This is a genomic window from Burkholderia glumae LMG 2196 = ATCC 33617 (assembly GCF_000960995.1).
Taxonomy (GTDB): domain Bacteria; phylum Pseudomonadota; class Gammaproteobacteria; order Burkholderiales; family Burkholderiaceae; genus Burkholderia; species Burkholderia glumae.
In genome coordinates, this window is sequence record NZ_CP009435.1 from 146917 (window position 1) to 167042 (window position 20126).

General features: G+C 61.6%; 18 protein-coding genes and 4 pseudogenes. 14 read left to right on the top strand and 8 right to left on the bottom strand.

Features of this window, described 5'->3' with window-relative positions; all coding sequences use genetic code 11:
• Nucleotides 1–24 precede the first annotated feature (24 nt).
• From KS03_RS13220 to KS03_RS13230, 5 genes and pseudogenes are all read right to left on the bottom strand, one after another.
• Nucleotides 25–2007, bottom strand: coding sequence for a DNA topoisomerase IV subunit B (locus KS03_RS13220; RefSeq protein WP_015876634.1), 1983 nt, complete (start codon nucleotides 2005–2007; stop codon nucleotides 25–27).
• 201 nt (nucleotides 2008–2208) lie between these two features.
• Nucleotides 2209–2784, bottom strand: coding sequence for an ATP-binding cassette domain-containing protein (locus tag KS03_RS33405; RefSeq protein ID WP_411800317.1), 576 nt, complete (start codon nucleotides 2782–2784; stop codon nucleotides 2209–2211).
• A gap of 33 nt (nucleotides 2785–2817) precedes the next feature.
• Nucleotides 2818–3132, bottom strand: a pseudogene (locus KS03_RS33410) (ATP-binding cassette domain-containing protein); the annotation flags it as partial.
• A 201-nt stretch (nucleotides 3133–3333) separates the two neighbouring features.
• A pseudogene (locus KS03_RS33415) lies at nucleotides 3334–4176 on the bottom strand (ABC-F family ATP-binding cassette domain-containing protein); the annotation flags it as partial.
• A gap of 205 nt (nucleotides 4177–4381) precedes the next feature.
• Entirely contained in the window at nucleotides 4382–4792 is a 411-nt protein-coding gene (locus KS03_RS13230; RefSeq protein WP_015876636.1) for a DUF4399 domain-containing protein, read from the bottom strand.
• 1547 nt (nucleotides 4793–6339) lie between these two features.
• Here KS03_RS13230 and KS03_RS13235 point away from each other — a divergent pair.
• The 3 genes from KS03_RS13235 to KS03_RS13245 are packed head-to-tail and all read left to right on the top strand — an operon-like array spanning nucleotide 6340 to nucleotide 9783.
• On the top strand, nucleotides 6340–7263 hold the full coding sequence (locus KS03_RS13235; RefSeq protein WP_015876637.1) for a hypothetical protein: 924 nt from the start codon (nucleotides 6340–6342) through the stop codon (nucleotides 7261–7263).
• Nucleotides 7256–7729, top strand: coding sequence for a hypothetical protein (locus tag KS03_RS13240; RefSeq protein ID WP_045678834.1), 474 nt, complete (start codon nucleotides 7256–7258; stop codon nucleotides 7727–7729). The genes KS03_RS13235 and KS03_RS13240 overlap by 8 nt, the downstream gene beginning before the upstream one ends.
• Nucleotides 7726–9783, top strand: coding sequence for an ATP-binding protein (locus tag KS03_RS13245; protein WP_042967743.1), 2058 nt, complete (start codon nucleotides 7726–7728; stop codon nucleotides 9781–9783). The genes KS03_RS13240 and KS03_RS13245 overlap by 4 nt, the downstream gene beginning before the upstream one ends.
• A gap of 45 nt (nucleotides 9784–9828) precedes the next feature.
• Here the strand turns inward: KS03_RS13245 and KS03_RS29950 are convergent, their stop codons facing one another.
• A complete protein-coding gene (locus KS03_RS29950; protein ID WP_127913929.1) occupies nucleotides 9829–10173 on the bottom strand; it encodes a DCL family protein in 345 nt (114 codons plus the stop codon).
• Between the two features lie 1354 nt (nucleotides 10174–11527).
• Between KS03_RS29950 and KS03_RS13250 the strand changes: the two genes are divergently transcribed.
• The 5 genes from KS03_RS13250 to KS03_RS13265 all read left to right on the top strand — a co-directional run bounded on the left by KS03_RS13250 (nucleotide 11528) and on the right by KS03_RS13265 (nucleotide 14100).
• Entirely contained in the window at nucleotides 11528–11932 is a 405-nt protein-coding gene (locus KS03_RS13250) for a PAAR domain-containing protein (protein WP_015876638.1), read from the top strand.
• Nucleotides 11933–11936: 4 nt separating this feature from the next.
• Nucleotides 11937–12440, top strand: a complete 504-nt coding sequence (locus KS03_RS13255; RefSeq protein WP_042967740.1) for a DUF4123 domain-containing protein — start codon at nucleotides 11937–11939, stop codon at nucleotides 12438–12440.
• Complete coding sequence (locus KS03_RS32820; protein ID WP_015876640.1) at nucleotides 12433–12912, top strand: hypothetical protein; 480 nt, start codon at nucleotides 12433–12435, stop codon at nucleotides 12910–12912. The genes KS03_RS13255 and KS03_RS32820 overlap by 8 nt, the downstream gene beginning before the upstream one ends.
• Nucleotides 12913–13030: 118 nt before the next feature.
• Nucleotides 13031–13390 (top strand): restriction endonuclease fold toxin 5 domain-containing protein, encoded by a 360-nt coding sequence (locus KS03_RS33195; protein WP_240155420.1) that lies wholly within the window; start codon nucleotides 13031–13033, stop codon nucleotides 13388–13390.
• Between the two features lie 2 nt (nucleotides 13391–13392).
• Nucleotides 13393–14100 (top strand): immunity 52 family protein, encoded by a 708-nt coding sequence (locus KS03_RS13265; RefSeq protein ID WP_015876642.1) that lies wholly within the window; start codon nucleotides 13393–13395, stop codon nucleotides 14098–14100.
• 450 nt (nucleotides 14101–14550) lie between these two features.
• Here KS03_RS13265 and KS03_RS13275 read toward each other — a convergent pair.
• Nucleotides 14551–14820: pseudogene (locus tag KS03_RS13275) on the bottom strand (DNA adenine methylase); the annotation flags it as partial.
• Nucleotides 14821–14909: 89 nt separating this feature from the next.
• On the opposite strand from KS03_RS13275, the gene tnpA (KS03_RS13280) reads away from it, so the two are divergent.
• The 6 genes from tnpA (KS03_RS13280) (at nucleotide 14910) to tnpC (KS03_RS13305) (ending at nucleotide 19945) form a co-directional block, all read left to right on the top strand.
• A complete protein-coding gene (gene tnpA, locus KS03_RS13280) occupies nucleotides 14910–15380 on the top strand; it encodes an IS66-like element accessory protein TnpA (RefSeq protein ID WP_133164454.1) in 471 nt (156 codons plus the stop codon).
• 81 nt (nucleotides 15381–15461) lie between these two features.
• Nucleotides 15462–15917, top strand: a complete 456-nt coding sequence (gene tnpA, locus KS03_RS13285) for an IS66-like element accessory protein TnpA (protein WP_012732735.1) — start codon at nucleotides 15462–15464, stop codon at nucleotides 15915–15917.
• Nucleotides 15917–16270 carry an IS66 family insertion sequence element accessory protein TnpB gene (tnpB, locus tag KS03_RS13290; protein ID WP_012732734.1) on the top strand — a complete coding sequence of 118 codons (354 nt, stop codon included), beginning with the start codon at nucleotides 15917–15919 and terminating at the stop codon, nucleotides 16268–16270. Before tnpA (KS03_RS13285) ends, tnpB (KS03_RS13290) begins: the two co-directional genes overlap by 1 nt.
• Before the next feature lie 99 nt (nucleotides 16271–16369).
• The gene (tnpC, locus tag KS03_RS13295; protein ID WP_012732733.1) at nucleotides 16370–17956 is read left to right on the top strand and encodes an IS66 family transposase; all 1587 of its coding nucleotides are present in this window, start codon (nucleotides 16370–16372) and stop codon (nucleotides 17954–17956) included.
• 35 nt (nucleotides 17957–17991) lie between these two features.
• Entirely contained in the window at nucleotides 17992–18357 is a 366-nt protein-coding gene (gene tnpB, locus KS03_RS13300) for an IS66 family insertion sequence element accessory protein TnpB (RefSeq protein ID WP_127913928.1), read from the top strand.
• A gap of 31 nt (nucleotides 18358–18388) precedes the next feature.
• Nucleotides 18389–19945, top strand: coding sequence for an IS66 family transposase (gene tnpC, locus KS03_RS13305; protein WP_012732752.1), 1557 nt, complete (start codon nucleotides 18389–18391; stop codon nucleotides 19943–19945).
• 26 nt (nucleotides 19946–19971) lie between these two features.
• On the opposite strand, the pseudogene KS03_RS31370 reads toward tnpC (KS03_RS13305), so the two are convergent.
• Nucleotides 19972–20097: pseudogene (locus tag KS03_RS31370) on the bottom strand (DNA adenine methylase); the annotation flags it as partial.
• Nucleotides 20098–20126 lie beyond the last annotated feature (29 nt).

A 20126-nucleotide genomic window follows, 5' to 3' on the forward strand; every position in this document is an offset into this window, starting at 1 on the left:
CACCTCGGGCGGGCGCGCCGCCGCTCAGATGTCGGCCTCGACCTCGTTGCCCTTTTCTTCCAGCCAGCTGCGGCGCGCCGCGGCTTCGCCCTTGCCCATCAGCATCGTCATGCGCGAGACGGTCGCGTCGTAGTCGAGCTGGCCGAGCGCCACCGGCATCAGGCGCCGCGTGTCGGGATTCATGGTGGTGTCCCACAGCTGCTCGGCGCTCATCTCGCCGAGGCCCTTGAAGCGGCTGATGGTCCACTGCGTGTCGCGCACGCCGTCCTTGCGCAGCTTGTCGAGGATCGCCTCGAGCTCGCCGTCGTCGAGCGCGTAGAGCTTCTGCGCGGGCTTCTTGCCGCGCGCCGGCGCGTCGACGCGAAACAGCGGCGGGCGCGCCACGAACACGTTGCCGCGCTCGATCAGCTGCGGGAAATGCTTGAAGAACAGCGTGAGCAGCAGCACCTGGATGTGCGCGCCGTCCACGTCCGCGTCCGAGAGGATGCAGATCTTGCCGTAGCGCAGGTTCGACAGGTCGACGTTGTCGTCGGGACCGTGCGGATCGACGCCGATCGCCACCGAGATGTCGTGCACCTCGTTGTTCGCGAACAGCCGATCGCGCTCGGTTTCCCAGGTGTTGAGCACCTTGCCGCGCAGCGGCAGGATCGCCTGATACTCCTTGTCGCGCCCCATCTTGGCCGAGCCGCCCGCCGAATCGCCCTCGACCAGGAACAGCTCGTTGCGCGTGATGTCCTGCGTCTCGCAGTCGGTCAGCTTGCCCGGCAGCACCGCCACGCCCGAGCTCTTGCGCTTCTCCACCTTCTGGCCCGCGCGCGTGCGCGCCTGCGCCTGCTTGATCACGAGCTCGGCGAGCTTCTTGCCGTGCTCGACGTGCTGGTTCAGCCACAGCTCGAGCGCCGGGCGCGTGAACGACGAGACCAGCTTCACCGCGTCCCGGCTGTTGAGCCGCTCCTTGATCTGCCCTTGGAACTGCGGGTCGAGCACCTTCGCCGACAGCACGAACGAGACGCGCGCGAACACGTCCTCGGCCAGCAGCTTGACGCCTTTCGGCTGCAGATTGTGCAGCTCGACGAAGCTCTTGACCGCCTGGTAGAGCCCGTCGCGCAAGCCCGACTCGTGCGTGCCGCCGGCAGGCGTGGGGATCAGGTTCACGTAGGATTCGCGCGTGAGCGAGCCTTCCTCGCTCCAGGCCACCACCCACGAGGCGCCCTCGCCGTCGGCGAAGCTGTCGTCGCCCGACTTCGAATCGGCGAAGCGCTCGCCCTCGAACAGCGGAATCAGCAGCTCGCTGCCGTTCATCTCGTCGAGCAGGTAGCCGCGCAGGCCGTCCTCGTACTTCCAGCTCTGCCGTTCGCCCGACTTCTCGATGACGAGCACCACTTCCACGCCCGGCAGCAGCACCGCCTTCGAGCGCAGCAGCCGCTGCAGCTCGCCGAGCGGCAGGTTCGGCGAATCGAAATACTTGCCGTCGGGCCAGACGCGCACCCGCGTGCCCGACTTCTTCTCGCCGCGGCCGGCCGGCTGCGTGACGAGCGGCTTGACCACGTCGCCGTGCGCGAAGCCGAGCTCGGCGCATTTGCCCTCGCGCCAGACCGTGACGTCGAGCCGCGTGGCGAGCGCGTTCGTGACCGACACGCCCACCCCGTGCAGGCCGCCCGAGAAGGTGTAGGCGCCGCCCGCGGCCTTGTCGAACTTGCCGCCCGCGTGCAGCCGCGTGAACACGATCTCCACCACCGGCACGCCTTCGTCCGGATGCAGGCCGAACGGAATGCCGCGGCCGTCGTCCTCCACCGAGACCGACTGGTCCGCATGCAGGGTGACCGTGATCTGCTTGCCGTGGCCGCCGAGCGCCTCGTCCGAGGCGTTGTCGATCACTTCCTGAATGATGTGCAGCGGGTTTTCGGTACGCGTATACATACCGGGCCGCTGCTTGACGGGCTCGAGGCCCTTCAGCACCTTGATCGATGCTTCGCTATATGCCGCTGCGGGCTTTTTCGTGGACATAGGCGCCAGTTTCGTCAATCGTCCGGGTGATCGCCGGCCGCCGGGGCCGACAAGCGCATGGACAAAACGTTGAATTCGATGAACGCGCCGCTCGGAACCTCGCGGTTACGCGACCGCTCCGACGGCGCAGGGCACGCCGGCGCCGCAAGCAGCACCGGGGGCCGGAACGCGGCGTATTTTACTGGTTCCTTGCGTGCGCGCTCATGACGGCTTGCGCTTGGCCTCCAGTTCCTCCCAGCGCTCCAGTGCCGCAAGCAGCTCGTCGTCGAGCGCCGCGAAGCGCTCCGTCAGCCGCGTGCCCTCCTTCGCGTCGCGCGCGAAGATCGAGCCGTCCTCGAGTTTTTCGTTGATCGCCTTCTGCTCGGCCTCGAGCGCCGCGATCCGTTCCGGCAGCGCGTCGAGCTCGCGCTGCTCGTTGAACGAGAGCTTGACCGTGCGCTGCGCGTTACGGCCGGCGGCCGGCGCGCCGGCTCCGGCCGCCGCGCCCTTGCCGGCCTCGTCCTTCGGCGCGGCCTCGCGCGGCGTGCGCCGGGCCGCGTCCTGCTGGGCAAGCTCGTCGGCACGCGTGCGCTGCACCTGCCAGTCCGAGAAGCCGCCCACGTATTCGCGCCAGCGGCCGTCGCCCTCCGAGGCGATCACCGAGGTCACGACGTTGTCGAGGAAGGCGCGATCGTGGCTGACCAGCAGCACCGTGCCGTCGTAGTCGGCCAGCAGTTCTTCGAGCAGTTCGAGCGTCGGGATGTCGAGGTCGTTGGTCGGCTCGTCGAGCACCAGCACGTTGGCCGGCCGCGCGAACAAGCGCGCCAGCAGCAGGCGGTTGCGCTCGCCGCCCGACAGCGAGCGCACCGGCGAGCGCGCCCGCTCGGGCGCGAACAGGAAATCGCCGAGGTAGCTCATCACGTGCTTCTTCGCGCCGCCGATCTCCACCCACTCGCTGCCCGGGCTGATGGTGTCGGCCAGGCTCCGGTCGAGGTCGAGCTGCGCGCGCATCTGGTCGAAGTAGGCCACCTGCAGGTTGGTGCCGGTGCGCACCTTGCCCTCGTCCGGCGTCAGCTCGCCGAGGATCAGCTTGAGCATGGTCGTCTTGCCCACGCCGTTCGGGCCGATCAGGCCGATCTTGTCGCCGCGCATCACCGTTGCCGTGAAGCGGTCGATGTAGGTGCGGCCGTCGTAGCGGACCGTCACGTCGGTCAGCTCCGCCACGATCTTGCCCGACTTCTCGCCCTGCGCCACGTCCAAACGCACGTTGCCCTGCGTCGAGCGGCGCTCCTCGCGCTCCGCACGCATCTGCACCAGCCGCGCGATGCGGCCCACGCTGCGCGTGCGGCGCGCCTCCACGCCCTTGCGGATCCACACTTCCTCCTGGGCGAGCAGCTTGTCGAACTTCTCGTTCTCCACCCGCTCGACTTCGAGCTGCTGCGCCTTGCGCGTCTGATAGGCCGAGAAGTTGCCCGGATAGGACAGCAGGCGGCCGCGATCGAGCTCGACGATGCGGGTGGCGACGCGGTCGAGGAAGGCCCGATCGTGGGTGATGAACAGCACGCTCGAGCGCTGCGAGATCAGCAGTTCCTCCAGCCAGCGGATGCCTTCGAAATCGAGGTGATTGGTCGGCTCGTCGAGCAGCAGCACGTCCGGCTGCAGCACCAGCGCGCGGGCCAGCGCGACGCGCTTTTTCATCCCGCCCGACAGCGCCTCCACCCGGTTCGCGCCATCCAGGCCGATCTGCGCGAGCGTGGTGGCCACGCGGGTGCGCCAGTTCCAGGCATCGGCCGTGTCGAGTGCCGATTGCAGCGTGTTCATGCGCGCCAGCAGCGCGTCGTGCTCCGCGCCCTCCGGCGCGTCCGCGAGGCGGTGCGCGATCGTGTCGAACTCGTCGAGCAGCGCCTGCGTGTGCGCGAGGCCCGAGGCCACCGCGTCGAACACCGACTGCCCCGGCTCGAACTCGGGCTCCTGCGACACGTAGACCGTCACCAGATCCTGCTGGCGCGTGACCAGGCCGTCGTCGGGGCGTGCGAGCTCCGCGACGATCTTCAGCAGCGACGACTTGCCCGCGCCGTTGCGGCCGATCAAACCGACGCGCTCGCCAGCTTCGAGCGAGAAATCCGCGTGATCCAGCAACGCGACGTGACCGAACGCAAGCTGCGCGCCGGTAATGGAATAGAGCGACATGGGGAAGACGGCGAAGAGAAGGATTCGGAAACGCCCATTGTAACGGGCATCGGGCCGGGCGCCGTACCGGCCGGTCGGCCAGCGCGGCCGCAGCGCGCGAGAAGCCGGCGAAACACCTGGGGGTGAGCGGGAACGCGCCTCGGCGTGCCGCGGTGGCGCCCGCCCGGCGAGCGGGCGGGCGCGGCGGCTGGGATGCGGCGGCCGCTTACTTGACGTCGATGTGGATCGTCTGGCTCAGATCAGGCCCGTAGGAGCGATGCGCGCCGTCGCCGAACTGCAGCGTGAGCGTGTGCGGGCCGGGCGGCAGCTTCAGGTCGGTTTCCGTCTGGCCTTTGCCGAAGTGCAGCGAGCGCTCCGTGGCGGGGATCACCTGATCCTTCGGCACCGGGCCGCCGTCGATTTCGAGGTGGTGATGCCCGGTGTTCGGCGTCAGGTCGCCGGCCGGCTTGATCGCCATGCCGTCGACGCCGAACACCACGTGCACCGGGTTCGACACCGTGGCGCCGTCCTTCGGCTCGACGAAATACACGCGCGGCTGCGCGGCATGCGCGACGCCGGCGGACGCGGCAAGCGCGGTAGCGCAAAGCGTGGCGGCCATCCATCGTTTGCTGATCATCGTTCTCTCCTTTTTCCTATTGCCTGCTGTTTTGTTGTCAGGCGGTACGGGGATAGGGGTGAAGCGCCGCAAGCATACACTGTGGCGCGCGAGGGCGCCGTCAGGCGGGCCGGGGCGGCGTTTCGGGGGTTATTGCGCGGTTGGCCGGCGGCGGCGCGCCTCGCGCGAGGCTGGCGGCACGAGCGTGAGCCGTGCCGGCGTGGCCCTTTCCGGGTTCTTCGAGGATTCGATATCGCAGTGCGGATTACCGTCGTGAGCCAGGTGGTGGAGGACAAGCGCTGGCGCTGCCCGATCTGATCGACAACGAGGCGGGAAGTCTGCCGACGAAGGCATTCCCGCCGCCAGGCGGCTCGCGGACCTGTGGGCCGACTGGCGCGGCCCGCTTCCGCGACGTGGGCAAGGACGACTTCGCGGCCTTGAAGCGTGAGGGCGCAGGCCGGCAACGGCTCTGGCGTGCCGCGTGAGCCGTGCGTGATCGCGAGAGGGGCGCGCGTCCGGCTTTCGGCTTCGCCGGTCTTTGCTATACTCTCCCCCGCTGAACGGCCGTCGGCGACGAAGGCTGCCGGGCGATTCGCGCTCGGCGCTATGTGCCCGCCTCACGAAACGAGGTCGGCACGAAGCCCTGAAGCCCTATCGCCCGAGGTCACGCACGCCAGCCGACGTTTGCCGGCACGCCGCCCGCACACGACTCGCTTCGCGACTATCCGCTCCCCGTAGTTCAGGGGATGGAATGACAAGCAAAAGGCTTGCCCAGTAAGGCTCACACCTGTTGCTGTAGCAGATTCGTAGCACCGAAAAGAGCCCCGCTCGTTGAGGGCTTTCGTGCTTCTCGACCCCGGCCTGCATTTTGTTGCAAAGCAACTTGCTGCGACCGATGCTATATCAGCACCTTCGCCTTATCTGAAAAGATCAAGTGCACAAAGCTAGACCTACACATTCGTTTTTTTGGGCAGGCTGTTGCCACCCCGTCTTGGCCAATCGACCTGGCTGACCGCTTTGCAGCATTTCCCGGTCCTTCGACATTGCGCGCCGAGAGTCAGGAAGTGGCAATGAACCGGCGAAATCTCACAACCCTAGCTCAGGGGCAAATAAAAAGCTGCGTAGCTCCTTATCTCAGCGGCATTTACTCAGGGCTTGTGCGACTTCGAGCCACACGCAAAATCAACTCTGAAGAAGACAATATGAGCACGATAGCTACTGTTTTTATATACAGTACATCATTGCTCGATCCGATCTTCCAAACAATAGGCCCCGTAGTCACATAGGTTCTGCCGCATCGCTAGATGTGCCGCCTTGCCAAATTTGATCAATCAACTCCCAGACTTTTTGCTTTACAAGCAACTATTTGTACCGAACAATGCGTAATTGACACGCCGCGCGGCATGTTTATACAGCTACAGCGCGGTAACAATCGGGGAGGATCGCTTGCGCACAAGACCAATCACTTCAGACGGCAGCCGCCAAACGACATCACTACTTTTCCCGAAAGCAGTGATCATTGGTATCTGCGTGCCGGATCTCGGCTAAGCGATCACGGTAACTCAATCGTGTTTCAGACTCCCTACGGTCCATTCGACGGAAACAGCTGGGAACGGCTATGTCAGCTCGTCTTTAAGCGCAAGTTCACGGACGACGGCTACACCCACATTCCGGCTACTCCCGGCGACTACGGTCTAGAAGGTTTCACTAAGACAACAGGTTATGGATATCAGTGCTACTGCCCAGATAAGGTCTATCCGGCGAAAGACCTCTATGAGAAGCAGCGGGACAAAATCACGACAGACCTGAAGAAGCTTCAGACCAACACAACCGAGCTGACGAGGGTGCTGGGAACGACCAAGCTGCGGCGATGGCACTTGGTGACGCCAACCATCGCTCACAACGACCTCATCAAGCATGCGCAGGCGAAGGAGGCCGAGGTTCGCGGGTGGAACCTGTCAATTTTGGCCCCGGACTTCCAAGTGCTGGTCCACGACGCTGACCACTACGCGACAGAGATTCAGGAGATGAAGCTAGCCGTCGGTCAGGCACTGGATTTCGGCAGCCTGCCTGCGGTCTTGCCCGACCTGAACGGTAATTCCGAGATCTACGAGAAAAACATCATGCGCAAGACGCGGGCGCGACTTGCGCAGGCTCCGGCCGACAAGCTGGAAAGTCGCGTTACTCGCCTTTACGCGAAGACTCTGCGAGAGTTCCTTGACCACGGCTCCTACCTAAAACGGATAAACGACACGGCACCAACCGTGCATTCAAGACTTGCGCGGCTCATAAACGGGTACGAAGCTGAAGTCGATGAAAGGTGCTTTACCTGGGAAGGAACACCCCAAGAGCTGACCGACAAGATTCGCGACGGCCTTACCGCGCGCATAGTCAGGGAGCTAGCCCCCTCTATTGGGGAAACCGACGCCGCAGACATCGCCCGCATGATCGTCGCAAGGTGGATTGCAGTTTGTGAGGTTGACTATGACTGAAGCCGTGGCCTTCGAGTCTAGACGTCTGCGCTTCGTCCGACGGCCGTCTCCAGTGCTGGTGGAACACCGGCCGCTCTACAAGATCACGCAGCTGCTTCTGGTTCTGCAGATGTCGTCTCGTGGTGGTAAGTCAACGCTGCCGCGCCTGCACCTGTTCAACTGGGCATTGAAGAGTACCGACCGGATTCAGAAATTGGTCGACGCCGCGAAGGCCAAGGTATTGAACATGACGGCGTGGGGCTTCGACCCCGCTCTAGCTATCGCCATTCGGTTTGCCGTGGCCGAGAGTTTGATCGACACCACGTCAACCGGATACCAATTGACCGAAAAAGGCCGAGCCTTCGTTACCGAAGTCCTTAAGGATACCGACGCCTTCACGCCCGAGCGCCAGCTTCTAACGCAGATCGGTAAAGACATCACTGAAGGCATGGTCGAGAAAGTTGCGAAGGGATGGGAGTCGGCATGAAGATCAAAGCAGTAAAACTAAGAATCACCGCAGCCCAAGGCGAGTTCGGCTTCAAGTTTGAATTCAGCCGTGGCCTAACCGTCATCCGGGGTAGCAATTCGAGCGGCAAGAGCACGCTCTACAACACCCTAATCTACGGCTTGGGCATGGAAGAGCTAATCGGCGGCAAGGGCGAGAAGGTGCTGCCTTATGCGGTCAAAGAGTATTTCGTGCATGGCGCTAGCCACGTCGCAGTGGAGAGTTCCGAGGTTCTTGTCGAGCTAGAGAATGCCTCTGGGAGTTGCGTCACGTTGCGTCGGGCAATTCGCGATTCCGTGCGCCAGTCCAAGTTGATGGAGGTTTTTGAGGGCGCCCATCTCACGGATGGCACTGAACTGGGTATGCCGCGGCCGACCTACCTCTTTGATCCAGGCAGCGCCCAGAAGCACGAAGGGTATTTCCAGTTCCTCGAAGGGTTCATGGGCTACCAACTGCCACAAGTCCCAGCGACGAATGGCGGCATGGCCAAGCTGTATCTTCAGACGATCTTCGCCGCGCTCGCCGTGGAGCAGAAGCGTGGGTGGACTGACTACATCGCTAATATCCCCTTCTTCGGAATTCGCGATGCCCGCATTAGGGTCACCGAGTTCCTTCTGGGCCTGGGAGTCTTCGAACGACAGGCTAAACGAGCGGCACTCGACACCGACTCCATGGCGATTGACTCTGACTGGCGCAAGGCCTACGACACTCTGCGGCAGGCCGCAACTGCAAACGGAATCGTCATTGAAGGTCTGTCTGCCACGCCAGTCTCAATGTTCGACCCCGCGACCGTCCTTCTCGTGAAGTCCGATGGTAACATCAAGACCACTCTGCTCGACCAAGTCAGCAACCTTCGCGCCGAACACAATGCGCTGGGAGCGAAGGCGGAGGCATACAGAAAGGCCTCGGGCGCAGAGGCTTTACAAGAAATCGAGGTTGCCTCATCCGAACTGCAACGGCTCAGCGTGCTGCACGAACGTGCGACCACGAATCTGACGTTACAGAAAGCTGCCTTGGATGAACTGCGCCTCCTTCTAGCCGAAGCCAGCGAAGATCTGGAGCGGAACAAGACGGCTCTGAAGCTGCGGAATCTTGGCGCTCAGATGGAGATAGAGGTCGCGACAGACCATTGCCCGACCTGCCATCAGGCAGTCGACGACACGCTGCTGCTCGGCATCGTGACAGGTCCGCTGATGGACCTGAACACCAACATCGACTATCTCGATAGCCAGCGGAGGATGCTGCAAAACCAAATCAACGGGGCGGCAGAGGAAATTCGCCAGTCAGAAATTACCGTTGCCGACGTAGCTCGTCGTTTGGCGGCAACTCATGACTTCTGCAACTCGCTACGCGGCGACGTGAGCACCGGTATGACGGAGTCTCGCGCCATCGTCCGCCGACAGATTCAGATCGAACTAGAACTGTCGAACTTGCAAGCACTCAACACGCAGGCGGAAGCTCTCATGCTTACCTTCGCGGAGATTGCCGATCGTCTGGCAGCGAACCAACGCGACAGGCGGGCTCTTCCTAAAGAGACCTACAGCGATGTTGACTTATCTAGAATCTCGCTCTTCGAGAAAAACTTCAGAGGCAATGCCAGTTCCTTCGGTTATGAAAGTGCAGACATTGACGACATTCGCATTAGCTTGGATACGTTGACACCTATCCTCTCGGAGCTCGAGCTGCGCGAGATTCTACGTCCGAAGGTGCAGACAAGCCTAACTGCGGACTCGAGCGCGAGCGACTTCGTCCGCCTCATCTGGAGCTACTTGCTGGCGCTGTACCAAACTTCGGCGACGCGCGAGTTCGAAGGGCAGCACCCCGGGCTCCTTCTGATGGATGAACCTGGCCAGCATTCGATGCGTTCAGCCAGTCAGCGCGCGCTACTTCAACTGCTAATCGCGCAGCCCGGCCTTCAGGCCATCGTTGCCGCGTCGTTCGATGAGGACGAGTCGGTCTTCATGACAGCAACAGCTGGACTGGAGTTTCACTTGATCCAATGGGAAGGCAAGGTCATCCAACCCCTAGTCGCATGAGAGGAACGATCTATCAAAGCGACTTAGCCGCGTGGGTTCGTACTGTCAGGACGTCTTCTCGCTTGCGACATCGAGCGCCCGCCGAGTGCTAAAGTCGTTGCTGGTACCATCGGTGCGAACGACGAAGAAGCATGAGGTGTGGCCTGGGTGATCCTGGTCGCTGCGTCGCTCAAAGTGCGACACGCCAGTTCCCGCTTTGCTCGGCTGATCAGCATTCAAGACCGAGTCATATACTTCCAGCAGAGACGCCAAGTCATTGTGATCGGTCGGGTCAGAAATCCGCGAGCCATCTCGGTACCGGGCAAGCATCTTCTTGAAGTGATCCACGGCATCGCCTTTTTTAGACCAGCTGCGCCCGTTGGAAAGGATGATAGGCTTGGCTTTACCCACGGCTCCCCCTCAAAGCCTGATTGCTTATCGTATAGCCTGTGCATAGGCTAGTCGGATGCTACCAGAAACGTTTGACATTTACCTTCGCTGACAGCAGTTGGCGCACCGGTCATTCAGAGGCGGGCGGGACGATCGGCAGTTTTCAGCTGCGGATTCAACCCGTTGATGCAACGAAAAGTGGACGTGAGACGACGTTATCCGGGGCAAGTGAAGCCTTCGGACAATCCGGTCGGTACAATCCATGGGCCGCCATCACGCTAGGCGCTCTACGCTTTAACGACGAAGATAACTTTAAGTGACATCAACTATGCCCAACTCTCGCCATAAGCGCTACTCAGCATTTCAAGAGTTTTTAAACTCCGCGCCAACGACGTTCGAGGCACTGTGCGATCTCAATCCGACAGCTAAGCGGCTTAACGATATTTACAGTTTGTGCGTTACTCCCGGGGGCCGGCTAGGAGGAAACAACCGGCGCCAGTTCGAAGTTTTCTTTGGTGCCCGACCGTACGATGAACATGAAGGCTTTGACCGTTCGTTTCGGCCGACGATGAAGTTGCTCGCGGAGCAAGGCGCAACTTTAGAGTTTGTGCGAGATGATCTCGGCAGAGTCCACGTAACCCTGTACCCGGCAACTAGTGAGGGGATGAAACCTTTGGAGGACGCCCTTGAACTCGGTGTCGTCGACGACGCAGCTGAATTCGCGAAGGACACAATCCTTGCGCGCTACTTCCGAGTGCTCATAGCCTATATGCAATGTACTTGCTTAGATGGTCTGCCAACTATGTGGGACCGATGGACTGTGGCTAAGCTCCGATTCCTACATCGACGCAGTGTGGATGGTCGGATGCACGATTCGCGGATTTCCATAGCTGCGCGGGAGATCGTCAAATGGGGATTCACCGTTGGTTTTAGTGGAGTCCTATTGGCAACTGTCCAGTGGGTGTTCTCTAGAGGACAGCCGACTATAGTGGAAGTTTCCGCAGAGCCTCCTCACACTCAGCAACAGCGCGCGGATCTCATTAGCCAGGGAAAAGAAAGTGCCAAGCGGCTCGACGCCATAGAACGCTCCCTTCGGGACATACGCGTTCGACTGGACGCGCCTCTGGTTGCGGAGCCGGTGCCATCGCCTTTCGCGAAGAAAATAGCGGCCGACCGAGACTTGCGAAACACTGCTAAATAGGAGTTGCGCCAATCGAACATGATGGAGTTGCCCCTGCAACCCAAGACACGAGGACGCCGTTAGGTTTTAGAGAGTCCTCGCGTCCTCAGATACGTGGGACCACTCCAACCGGCGACCGGCCGCCTTCGCGAAAAGTGGTAAATTCATACGAAAACCATACCTACGAGAGAGCATATGGGCCGAGCCATGATCTGCGTCGGCGACACTACGACGCACGGTGGGCGCGTGCTGGAGGGCAGCGCAATCGCCACCATTGACGGGAAGCCCATCGCGGGCGTGGGTCACAAGGTACTTTGCCCTCAGTGCAAAGGCGTCTTCCCCATCCTCCCCGCCACCGGGCGGCGTTACCCGCACCAAATTACGGGCCGCGACACCGCCATCCAAGGCATGAAAACCGCATGTGGCGCCACGCTCATCGCCAGCCAATCGGCCACGACACTAGACGACGTCGGCGCGGGCGAAGCAATGACTGGCGGTGCCGTCGCTGCCGCTACAGGGCTGGCCCCATCCTCGACGCTCTGCCTTGAATGCCTGAAGTCTGCGGCCGAAAACGCCGCGACGATGATTGCGCGCGGATAGGCTCATGACGAACGTCTCAATCGAAGCGTTTTTCTCCCAGCGACAACAGCAGGTGACCATACGAGCACACCTGTATGCGCTCGTCGACGGCTTACTGCTCGCGGATGCAGCCGGCGGCTCCGCGCCGCAACGATCTCAAGCAGCAGTCGCACTGTTCGACGGCACACCAGACGCGTCGCTCGCCGAAGCGGGTCCATGGCTGCTCGCCTGGGAGCAAGCATCCAGCAGCATTCGACACGCGCTCTCTGCAATGGCCGCTGGCCCGACTGGCGTATCGTGGTTGATCAGTGCCTACCCGATCGAATCACTGGCCGACGAGCTGCGTCATCGACTCGACGTGCGTTTGCCGGATGGGCGCATGGCGCTATTTCGGTTTTACGACGCGCGCATAGCCGCCGACATGGCATCACTGATGACCTTCAGTCAGCGCATGCAGTTCTTTGTCCCGACCTTTGACTGGCTCGTCGAATTGAACGGAACACTGAAGGGAGTACATCCGCATGCTTGAACTGACAGACGAACAGGTCGCAGGTCTTGCCGAGATCGATGCACGCGGATACGTCGAGCGCATCCGACAGGATCTCGTCAAAGGGGATCCGAAGTTAGCAGACGACGACAAGCTGCCGACGCGCCTCTGGAAGGCGTACCTCGCTGCTATTCGGCTCGACATCCAGTCCGACGAGAACGTGGCCGCTTTTCTCCGAATCGAGGCGTACGCACCGAATTTTTACGAGAAGCCAGCGATACGCGCGTGGCTAACCCGGCCCGGCCGCTCGGCCGATGAACGCTTCCGTGATTATCTTCGCGTCATCAAATGGCGTATCGACCATCCGAAATACACTGAGGGAGATCGAAATGGCGGGACTGGCAGTGCCGATAATCGAGGGAGCAGCGGTGGAACTTGGGCCAGTATTGGCGCGAGTTGGCGCCGCCTTGTTGGGCGGGACGGCGGTGGCAGGAACGGCGAGCCTATCGGGTGACACGACAAAGGATCAGAGCAGCACAACGCCAGCAGTGCGCGCCCTTCCTCGCACTGGAGAAAAGTGTAAGCAATGCCCGCCCGAGCAAACCGGTGTGCCGGCACGTCGGCGCTACCACATGAATCGTGAACCTCGGGAGTATCAAGGCCGCATCACCGGCCGACCGTACAGTGTCGAGGAAGGATGGAGCGAAGAATGGGCATGGCTCGGCACGGATTTCGACGGGTTCCAGCAACCGGAATGCCTCTTGCAGGAAGCGAAAGGTGACTATGATCAGTTCTTCGATCCTCAGACGAAGAAGCCGGTTACATGGTTCAAAGGGCTTTCCAAAATCACGGTTGAGATAGAAGAGCGCGCGATGAAGGTGCATGCAAACCCGCCCACCAAACTCCAGTACTATTTCCAGACTCCGCTAACGATGTCCTATTTCCGCACCACGCTCGCGGAAAACGGAATTCCCTACGTCGTCACTGGTTGACCATGAAAATCACTTCCCGCTTTCGAGATCCGCTGCATGATGCGTCGAACCTGCCGACCGTCTTTGAACAACTCGGATCGATCGCCGAGGCGATACATGCTAGCGCCCCCCGGTTCGCGCAATGGTTCCTGACCGGCGACTCAAAAGAAGAAGCGCATCTGTATCCGGCGTTTGAGAACTGGACTCCAACGACTGCCGCACTGGCAGTATTGCGGACCGAGTTCGAAGGAGCAGAGCACCGACCGCAGATCATCTCTTTGTGGGACGGTGGCGACGATCAACGCACTGGCGCGGTATTGACCTATCTCGTCGCAGCCAAGGAGCGACCGAAAAAGATCGAAGCCGACTTCAACGACGAGCGCGAATTTTCCGCCGAGCAAGTCGCTGCAATCGTCGAAGCTATCGCCCGACAGACGAACCCGGCATACGTGACCGTCGAGCCGCAGGGTTATGCCGACAAGCAGGTGTTCGACGACAAACCCGGCGTCGGATGGATGCTATACCTACCAAAGCCAATCACGTCGCAACAGGTGCCCGAAGCACACTCCCTTTTGCCTGTTACCATAGACGGGAAGCAGATCGGTACGATCATCGTCAGCGTAATCGACGCCCCATTCTCGATGGACAACCCCGGCCATATCGAAACCGCGAACCGAATAGAGATTCGTCTCGTCGACTTGGACCTTCTGCCGAGATACACGGACGTCTGACCTCTAAGATTTTGCCGCTCTATCGCCAGGTGCGAGTCGAGCGGACGAGGTTGCCACGCAGTCGACGGCTGGAGCGGCCCACTCAATCTGGGCGCTCCGTCAAGCTCTCCCTCCAGTTTCCCGTGAAGCCGAAGCGCGGTGCAGGTATCGGTTCCGAAAACCAGAAATCGGTGTACGCAGCCACATTCGGAGCCACAAACCAGTGTGCACGCCCATCCTCATCAAGTGCCCACCAGCGCGCTCCCTTGGGAGCCCTCTTCCAATCAATTTGAGCATTCACCACAAGCGCCTCCCGTGAGTTTCCTCAATATCTTAGGCATCCAAATCAAAACAAGGAAGATTGCAGTTCGATATCGCATCCACTTGTTATTCACGAAAAGCAAGCTTGTCCCGGCAAAGCAAGTGCGCGGCTGCTCCTGGCACGAGTGGGCAGCCGCACCGTCAACCGCTTTAGAACAACCCAGCCGGCTCTGCGCCGACGTCCCAGCTCGAAATGATCACCTCGCGGCGGCTTGCGGCCTCCAGGCCAACCGTGTACTGGATCGGCACTGTTTCGATATGGAATCCATCGAAAACGCGCCGGATCTCCGGGTGATCATTCAGGCTCACGATCGCACGGCCCTTGAGCGTCCGTAGACGCTCGGCCATCTTCTCGTATTGATTGGACAGAAACGCTACGCCATAGCCGGCCGTGTCGAGATACGGCGGATCCAAGTAGAACGTAAGCGCTCTTTGAAGGACGCCATTGCACGACGAGGCTGATTCACCGAGGCTACGTGTCCATGTTCAATGAGCGTGGACAGGTGTGCATGAACGAGCAACACGGAGGTTTGCAGAGCCGGTTGGTGGCCGATCGCAAGCGAGACGGACGGCGCAAGTACGACGAGGATGCGAAGCGCGAGTTGATACAGGCGTGTCTGAAGCCAGGGGTGTCGATCGCGCGGACGGCCATGGAGCACGACATCAATCCGAACCTCGTTCGGACGTGGATTTCCAAGTATCAGCGCGAACAAGCCGCGGGCGAGATAGCCAGCTCCGCGGCGGAGCCGTCACGAGAGGCTCGCGTCGAGTTGTCGACGGCTTCCGTGCCTGAGGAATCAGCCTTCATGCAGGTCGTCACCTCTGCGGCTGCCCCCACTCCGGCTAAATCGGCTGCGGTGTCCTCGCTGAAGGTGCACTTACCAAACGGCGTTTCCTTGGAGCTGAGCCAGGCGAACTTCGATGAACTGACGATGCTCGTCCAGATGCTCGGGAGGCTGCCGTGTTCCGGTTCGACGTAAGCGCGAATTTAAGCGCACCTAGAATTCCCGGATGAATGCGCGCAGGCTTGCGTCCGCAACCACAACTTGCGGACGCAACCTATGACAGAGAACGAAGTTGATTTCTTTCCGCTGCGGGTGACGGGCGTGACCGCCACCGGCAAGCGACGCTTTGATCCAGAGGGTAAGCGCAAGCTGATCGAGGCCTGTATGCAGCCAGGTGCGTCGATTGCCGGACTTGCGCTGAAGGCCGGCGTCAACGCGAACCAACTGCATAAATGGATTCACTTGCGCGAGCGTACGAGCGGGACTGCGCTGACGACAACTCGTAAGCCGGCGCCATCGGCATTCGTACCGGTCGTGACCGTCAACGACGTGATGTCCGTGGCGCAGCGCGCACCCGCGCCTGAATCGCCGAAGAAGAACCACTCGATAAGCTCCGCCGTGCAGGCTCGACTTTCGGCGCAGTTGCCCAATGGCGTGACGCTGCGACTCGAATGCGCAGCGCACGATGCCGCCCTCGTGCGAGCGATGATCGAAGCATTGGGAGTGCGCTAATGTTTCGGCTCGACGCCGAATTGCGGGTCTACTTGCACCGCGATGCGATTGATTTCCGAGCCGGCATCAACAGCCTCGTGATGCTGGTCGAGCAGTCGTTACAGCTCGATCCGTTCGCGCGAGCGATATTCGCGTTCCGCAATCGCAAGCGCAATCGGGTCAAGCTGCTGCTGTATGAGCGCACCGGCTTCTGGCTCATGTTAAAGCGTCTTGAAGCGGACCACTTCGTCTGGCCCCACCGAGAGCAAGCGGTGATCGAGTTGACGACCGAGCAGCTTCACTGGCTGCTCGACGGCATCGATATCGACGCCATGCAGCGACACCCGGCGCGCCGGTATCGTCATGCGAGTTGAAGGCGGCGCCAACTGATGTTGTCGGTAAACAACGCGCGCGACGGTTGTTGCCCATTTCCGTAAACCCACTGGGCGCGCCGCTCCGGTATGGTGAGCGGCATGGACGAACATGACTTCTCGCAATTGCCGTCGGCCGCTCAGGCCTATATCCGAGAACTGGAGGCGCGCAACCGACAACTAGGCGAACGCATCGCCCAGTTGGAGGAGCAGTTCCGCTTGGCGCAGAGCAAACGCTTCGCACCGAGCAGCGAGAAGCTGAAGGACCGCGTATTCGACGAGGCCGAGCAGATGGCTGCGGCAGCGCCATCGGAGGACCCCGACGACGACGCGTTCGCGTTGCCGGACACAGGGCTGCCCGCACCCGATGAGCCAGAGCGGGGCAAGCGAGGCCGCAAACCGTTGCCGGCCGAGCTGCCGCGCCAGCGCATTGAATACGATCTACCCGACGATGAGAAGGTCTGCCCCTGCTGCCGCAGCGCGATGCATCGCATGGGCGAAGAAGTCAGCGAGCAACTGCACTTCGAAGTGAAAGCCTCTGTGCTGCAGCACGTTCGCTTCAAGTACGCATGTCGCCACTGCGAGCGCAATGCCGAGAGCACGCCGATCGTGACCGCCCCGATGCCGGCGCAGCCGCTGCCGGGCAGCAATGCGAGCGCAGCGCTCATCGCCACCGTGACGGCGGGCAAATATGTCGATGGCACGCCGCTATACCGCATGGAGGATGCGCTCTCGCGCGCGAACATCGCGGTGGGCCGCGGCACGCTGGCCAACTGGATCATCCGGCCCGCTCAACTGCACTACAGCCGACTGTACGAGGCCTTGCGCCAAACGCTGCTATCGCAACAGTTGATTCACGGCGACGAGACGACGGTGCAGGTTCTCAAAGAACCGGGCAAGACCGCGCAAAGCACCTCGTATATGTGGGTCTATCGCAGTGCCGAGCAATGCGAGCAGCCGGTGGTGCTGTTCGACTACCAGCCAGGGCGCGGCCAAGAGTATCCGCAAGCGTTCCTGGCCGGATACACGGGCATGCTGATGAGTGACGGCTACGCTGCGTGGCGCACGCTCGACGCAGCGACGCACTTGGGCTGCCTTGCCCACGCCCGTAGGGCGTTCGTCGATGCGCTCAAAGGTCAGAAGAAGCCCGGTGGGCGTGCGGCACAGGCTCTTGAGTACTTCAAGGCGTTGTATCAGGTCGAGACGCTCGCCAAGGGCGGTCTGCCCGAAGGAGAAACCCGCGACGATTACACGTACCGATTACGCCAGGAACATAGCGTGCCGTTGCTCACTGCATTCAAGACCTGGCTGGACGAGCAGGCGCCACACGTGTTGCCCGAAAGTCTGCTGGGCAAGGCGATCAGCTATACGCGCAATCAATGGGAGTATCTGAGCCGCTACGTCATCGACGGCCGCGCCCCAATCGACAATAACGTTATCGAACGCGACATCAGGCCCTTCTGCACAGGCCGCAAATCTTGGCTGTTCAGCGACACGGTCGCTGGCGCGAAGGCGAGCGCAATGGTCTACAGTCTCATGCTCACGTGCCGCGCATGCAACGTCGAGCCGTATGCCTACCTGCTTCATGTGCTCACCGAACTGCCTCAGCGAGCCCCGGATGCCGACATCACGGACTTGCTGCCGTTCAACTTCGCGAAACGGCAAACGGCTACACCGCCGCCGCCTTGATCGATCGAGCGCATAGCTTCGGCCCGACCGTCAACGTGTGGCGAATTGAGCGCTTACGGTTCGACGAAGGGCTGAAGGTCTACCTGCATCGCGATCCGGTCGACTTCCGCATGGGCATCAACGGGCTGTCGATCCTGGTCGAACAGGCGATGCGCCTGAACTCAATGACCTCGGCGCTGTTCGTCTTCGGCAACCGCCGTCGTGATCGAGTCAAGATCCTCGGCTGGGGCGGCAACGGTTTCTGGTTACTGCTCAAGCGACTCGAAGCCGACCGCTTCGTCTGGCCGAACGGTGGCGACACGATCACGATCAGCACCGAGCAGTTGCACTGGCTGCTCGACGGCATCGACCTGGCCGTGATCCAGAAGCATCCCCAGCGATATTACGCGCGGATGAGCTGAACACCACGCAGGTGGCGTGGTCTAATTGGCCATGCCGAACAGCCCCGTCATGCCGAGTGTTGAGCAATACCAGGCACTGCTCGCCGAACGCGATGCGCTGCGCGGTGAGCTTCGGCTCGTGACGGCTCAGCGCGATCTGGCCGAAGAGAAACTGCGGGCCTACAAGCACGAACTGTTCGGCGCCTCGAGCGAGGCGCGCCATGCCGACCAGCTCGGCCTGTTCAACGAAGCCGAGGCGCTGGCGACGACTGCCGACGCGCCCGCGCGCGAGGATATGCCCGGTACATCGGTCGCGGCCCACACGCGAGGCAAGCGCGGGCGCAAACCACTCGATCCGAATCTGCCGCGCGAGGTCGTGCGGCACGAGCTGCCCGAGTCCGAACGGTTCTGCGCCCATGACGGCCAGGCCCTCGTCGAGATCGGCGTGGAAACGAGCGAACAGCTCGACGTGATTCCCGAGCAAGTGCGCGTCGTTCAGCACCAGCGGGTCAAGTACGCGTGCCCATGCTGCGATCTCGGCATCAAGGTCACGCTGGCGCCGACGCGCATCATTCCGCGCGGGCTGCTCACGGAATCCGCGCTGGCGTGGATCATCACCGGCAAGTATCAGTACGGCATGCCGCTGTATCGTCAGGCCACACTGCTGCGTCGCTTCGGCGGTGACATCTCGTCGAATACGCTGGCCGCCAGCGTGGTGCGGGTAGGTCTGGCCACGCAGCCGGTGATCAACCTGATGCGCGACGCGCTGCTCGAATCGAACTTGATCTACGGCGACGAAACCACGTTCCAGGTGCTGAAGGAACCAGGACGAAGGCCGCAGACGAAGAGTTACCTGTGGGCGCAGGTCAACGGCTCGGGGCCGTCCGTGCGGATGTTCTCCTACTCGCCCGGGCGCGGTGCTCAACATGCGCAGAAGCTGTATGCCGGTGTACAGCCCGGCACTGCGCTGATGACGGATGGCTACGAGCTCTATAACGGCATCGCCCACGATCACCAGCTCGTGCATCTCGGATGCTGGGCACACGTGCGCCGCGGCTTCATCAAGGCCGAGGAGTCGGTGCCGAAGGCGGCACGCTCACCGGATCTGCTGGCCACACGCTTCGTGGCACTGATCGGCAAGCTGTTCGCGGCCGAGGCGCGCAGCGCGAAGTGGGAGTCTGAACGTCGGCGACGGCTGCGCGCCCGGTACAGCGCCCGCGTGCTCGTCATCATCGAGCGCATGCTAATCGAGCATCTGCCGGGCGTCGTGCCGTCGAGTTTGCTCGGCAAGGCATTGCAGTACATGAACGGACAGTGGCCCAAGCTGGTCCGCTACGTCGAGAACGGCAACTGGCCGATCTCGAACAACCTGTGCGAGAACGCGATAAGGCCGTTCGTCGTCGGCCGCAAGGGCTGGCTGTTCTCTGATACGGTCGCCGGTGCGCAGGCCAGTGCCAACCTGTACTCCCTCGTCGAGACGTGCAAGGCGAACGGCATCGAGCCGTATCGCTATCTGGTCTGGCTGTTCACCAGGTTGCCGCTCGCTGCAACCGCCGACGACTACGCCGATCTCATGCCTTGGAGAATGTCTGCTGGCCTCAACCGCTGAGGGGCGTCGTTAAAAGACCGCGTACAGTAGAACAGCGTATGCGGGCGATCGTATCGATCGATGCACTCGGCCCAATCCAGACGCTCGATGTACGCGCCAGAGAGCCGCAGATGTGCCGCCGACAGATCCTCTTCCAGCCGGATCAGGTGTAGAAGTTCAGACTTGATCTGACAGTAAGGCC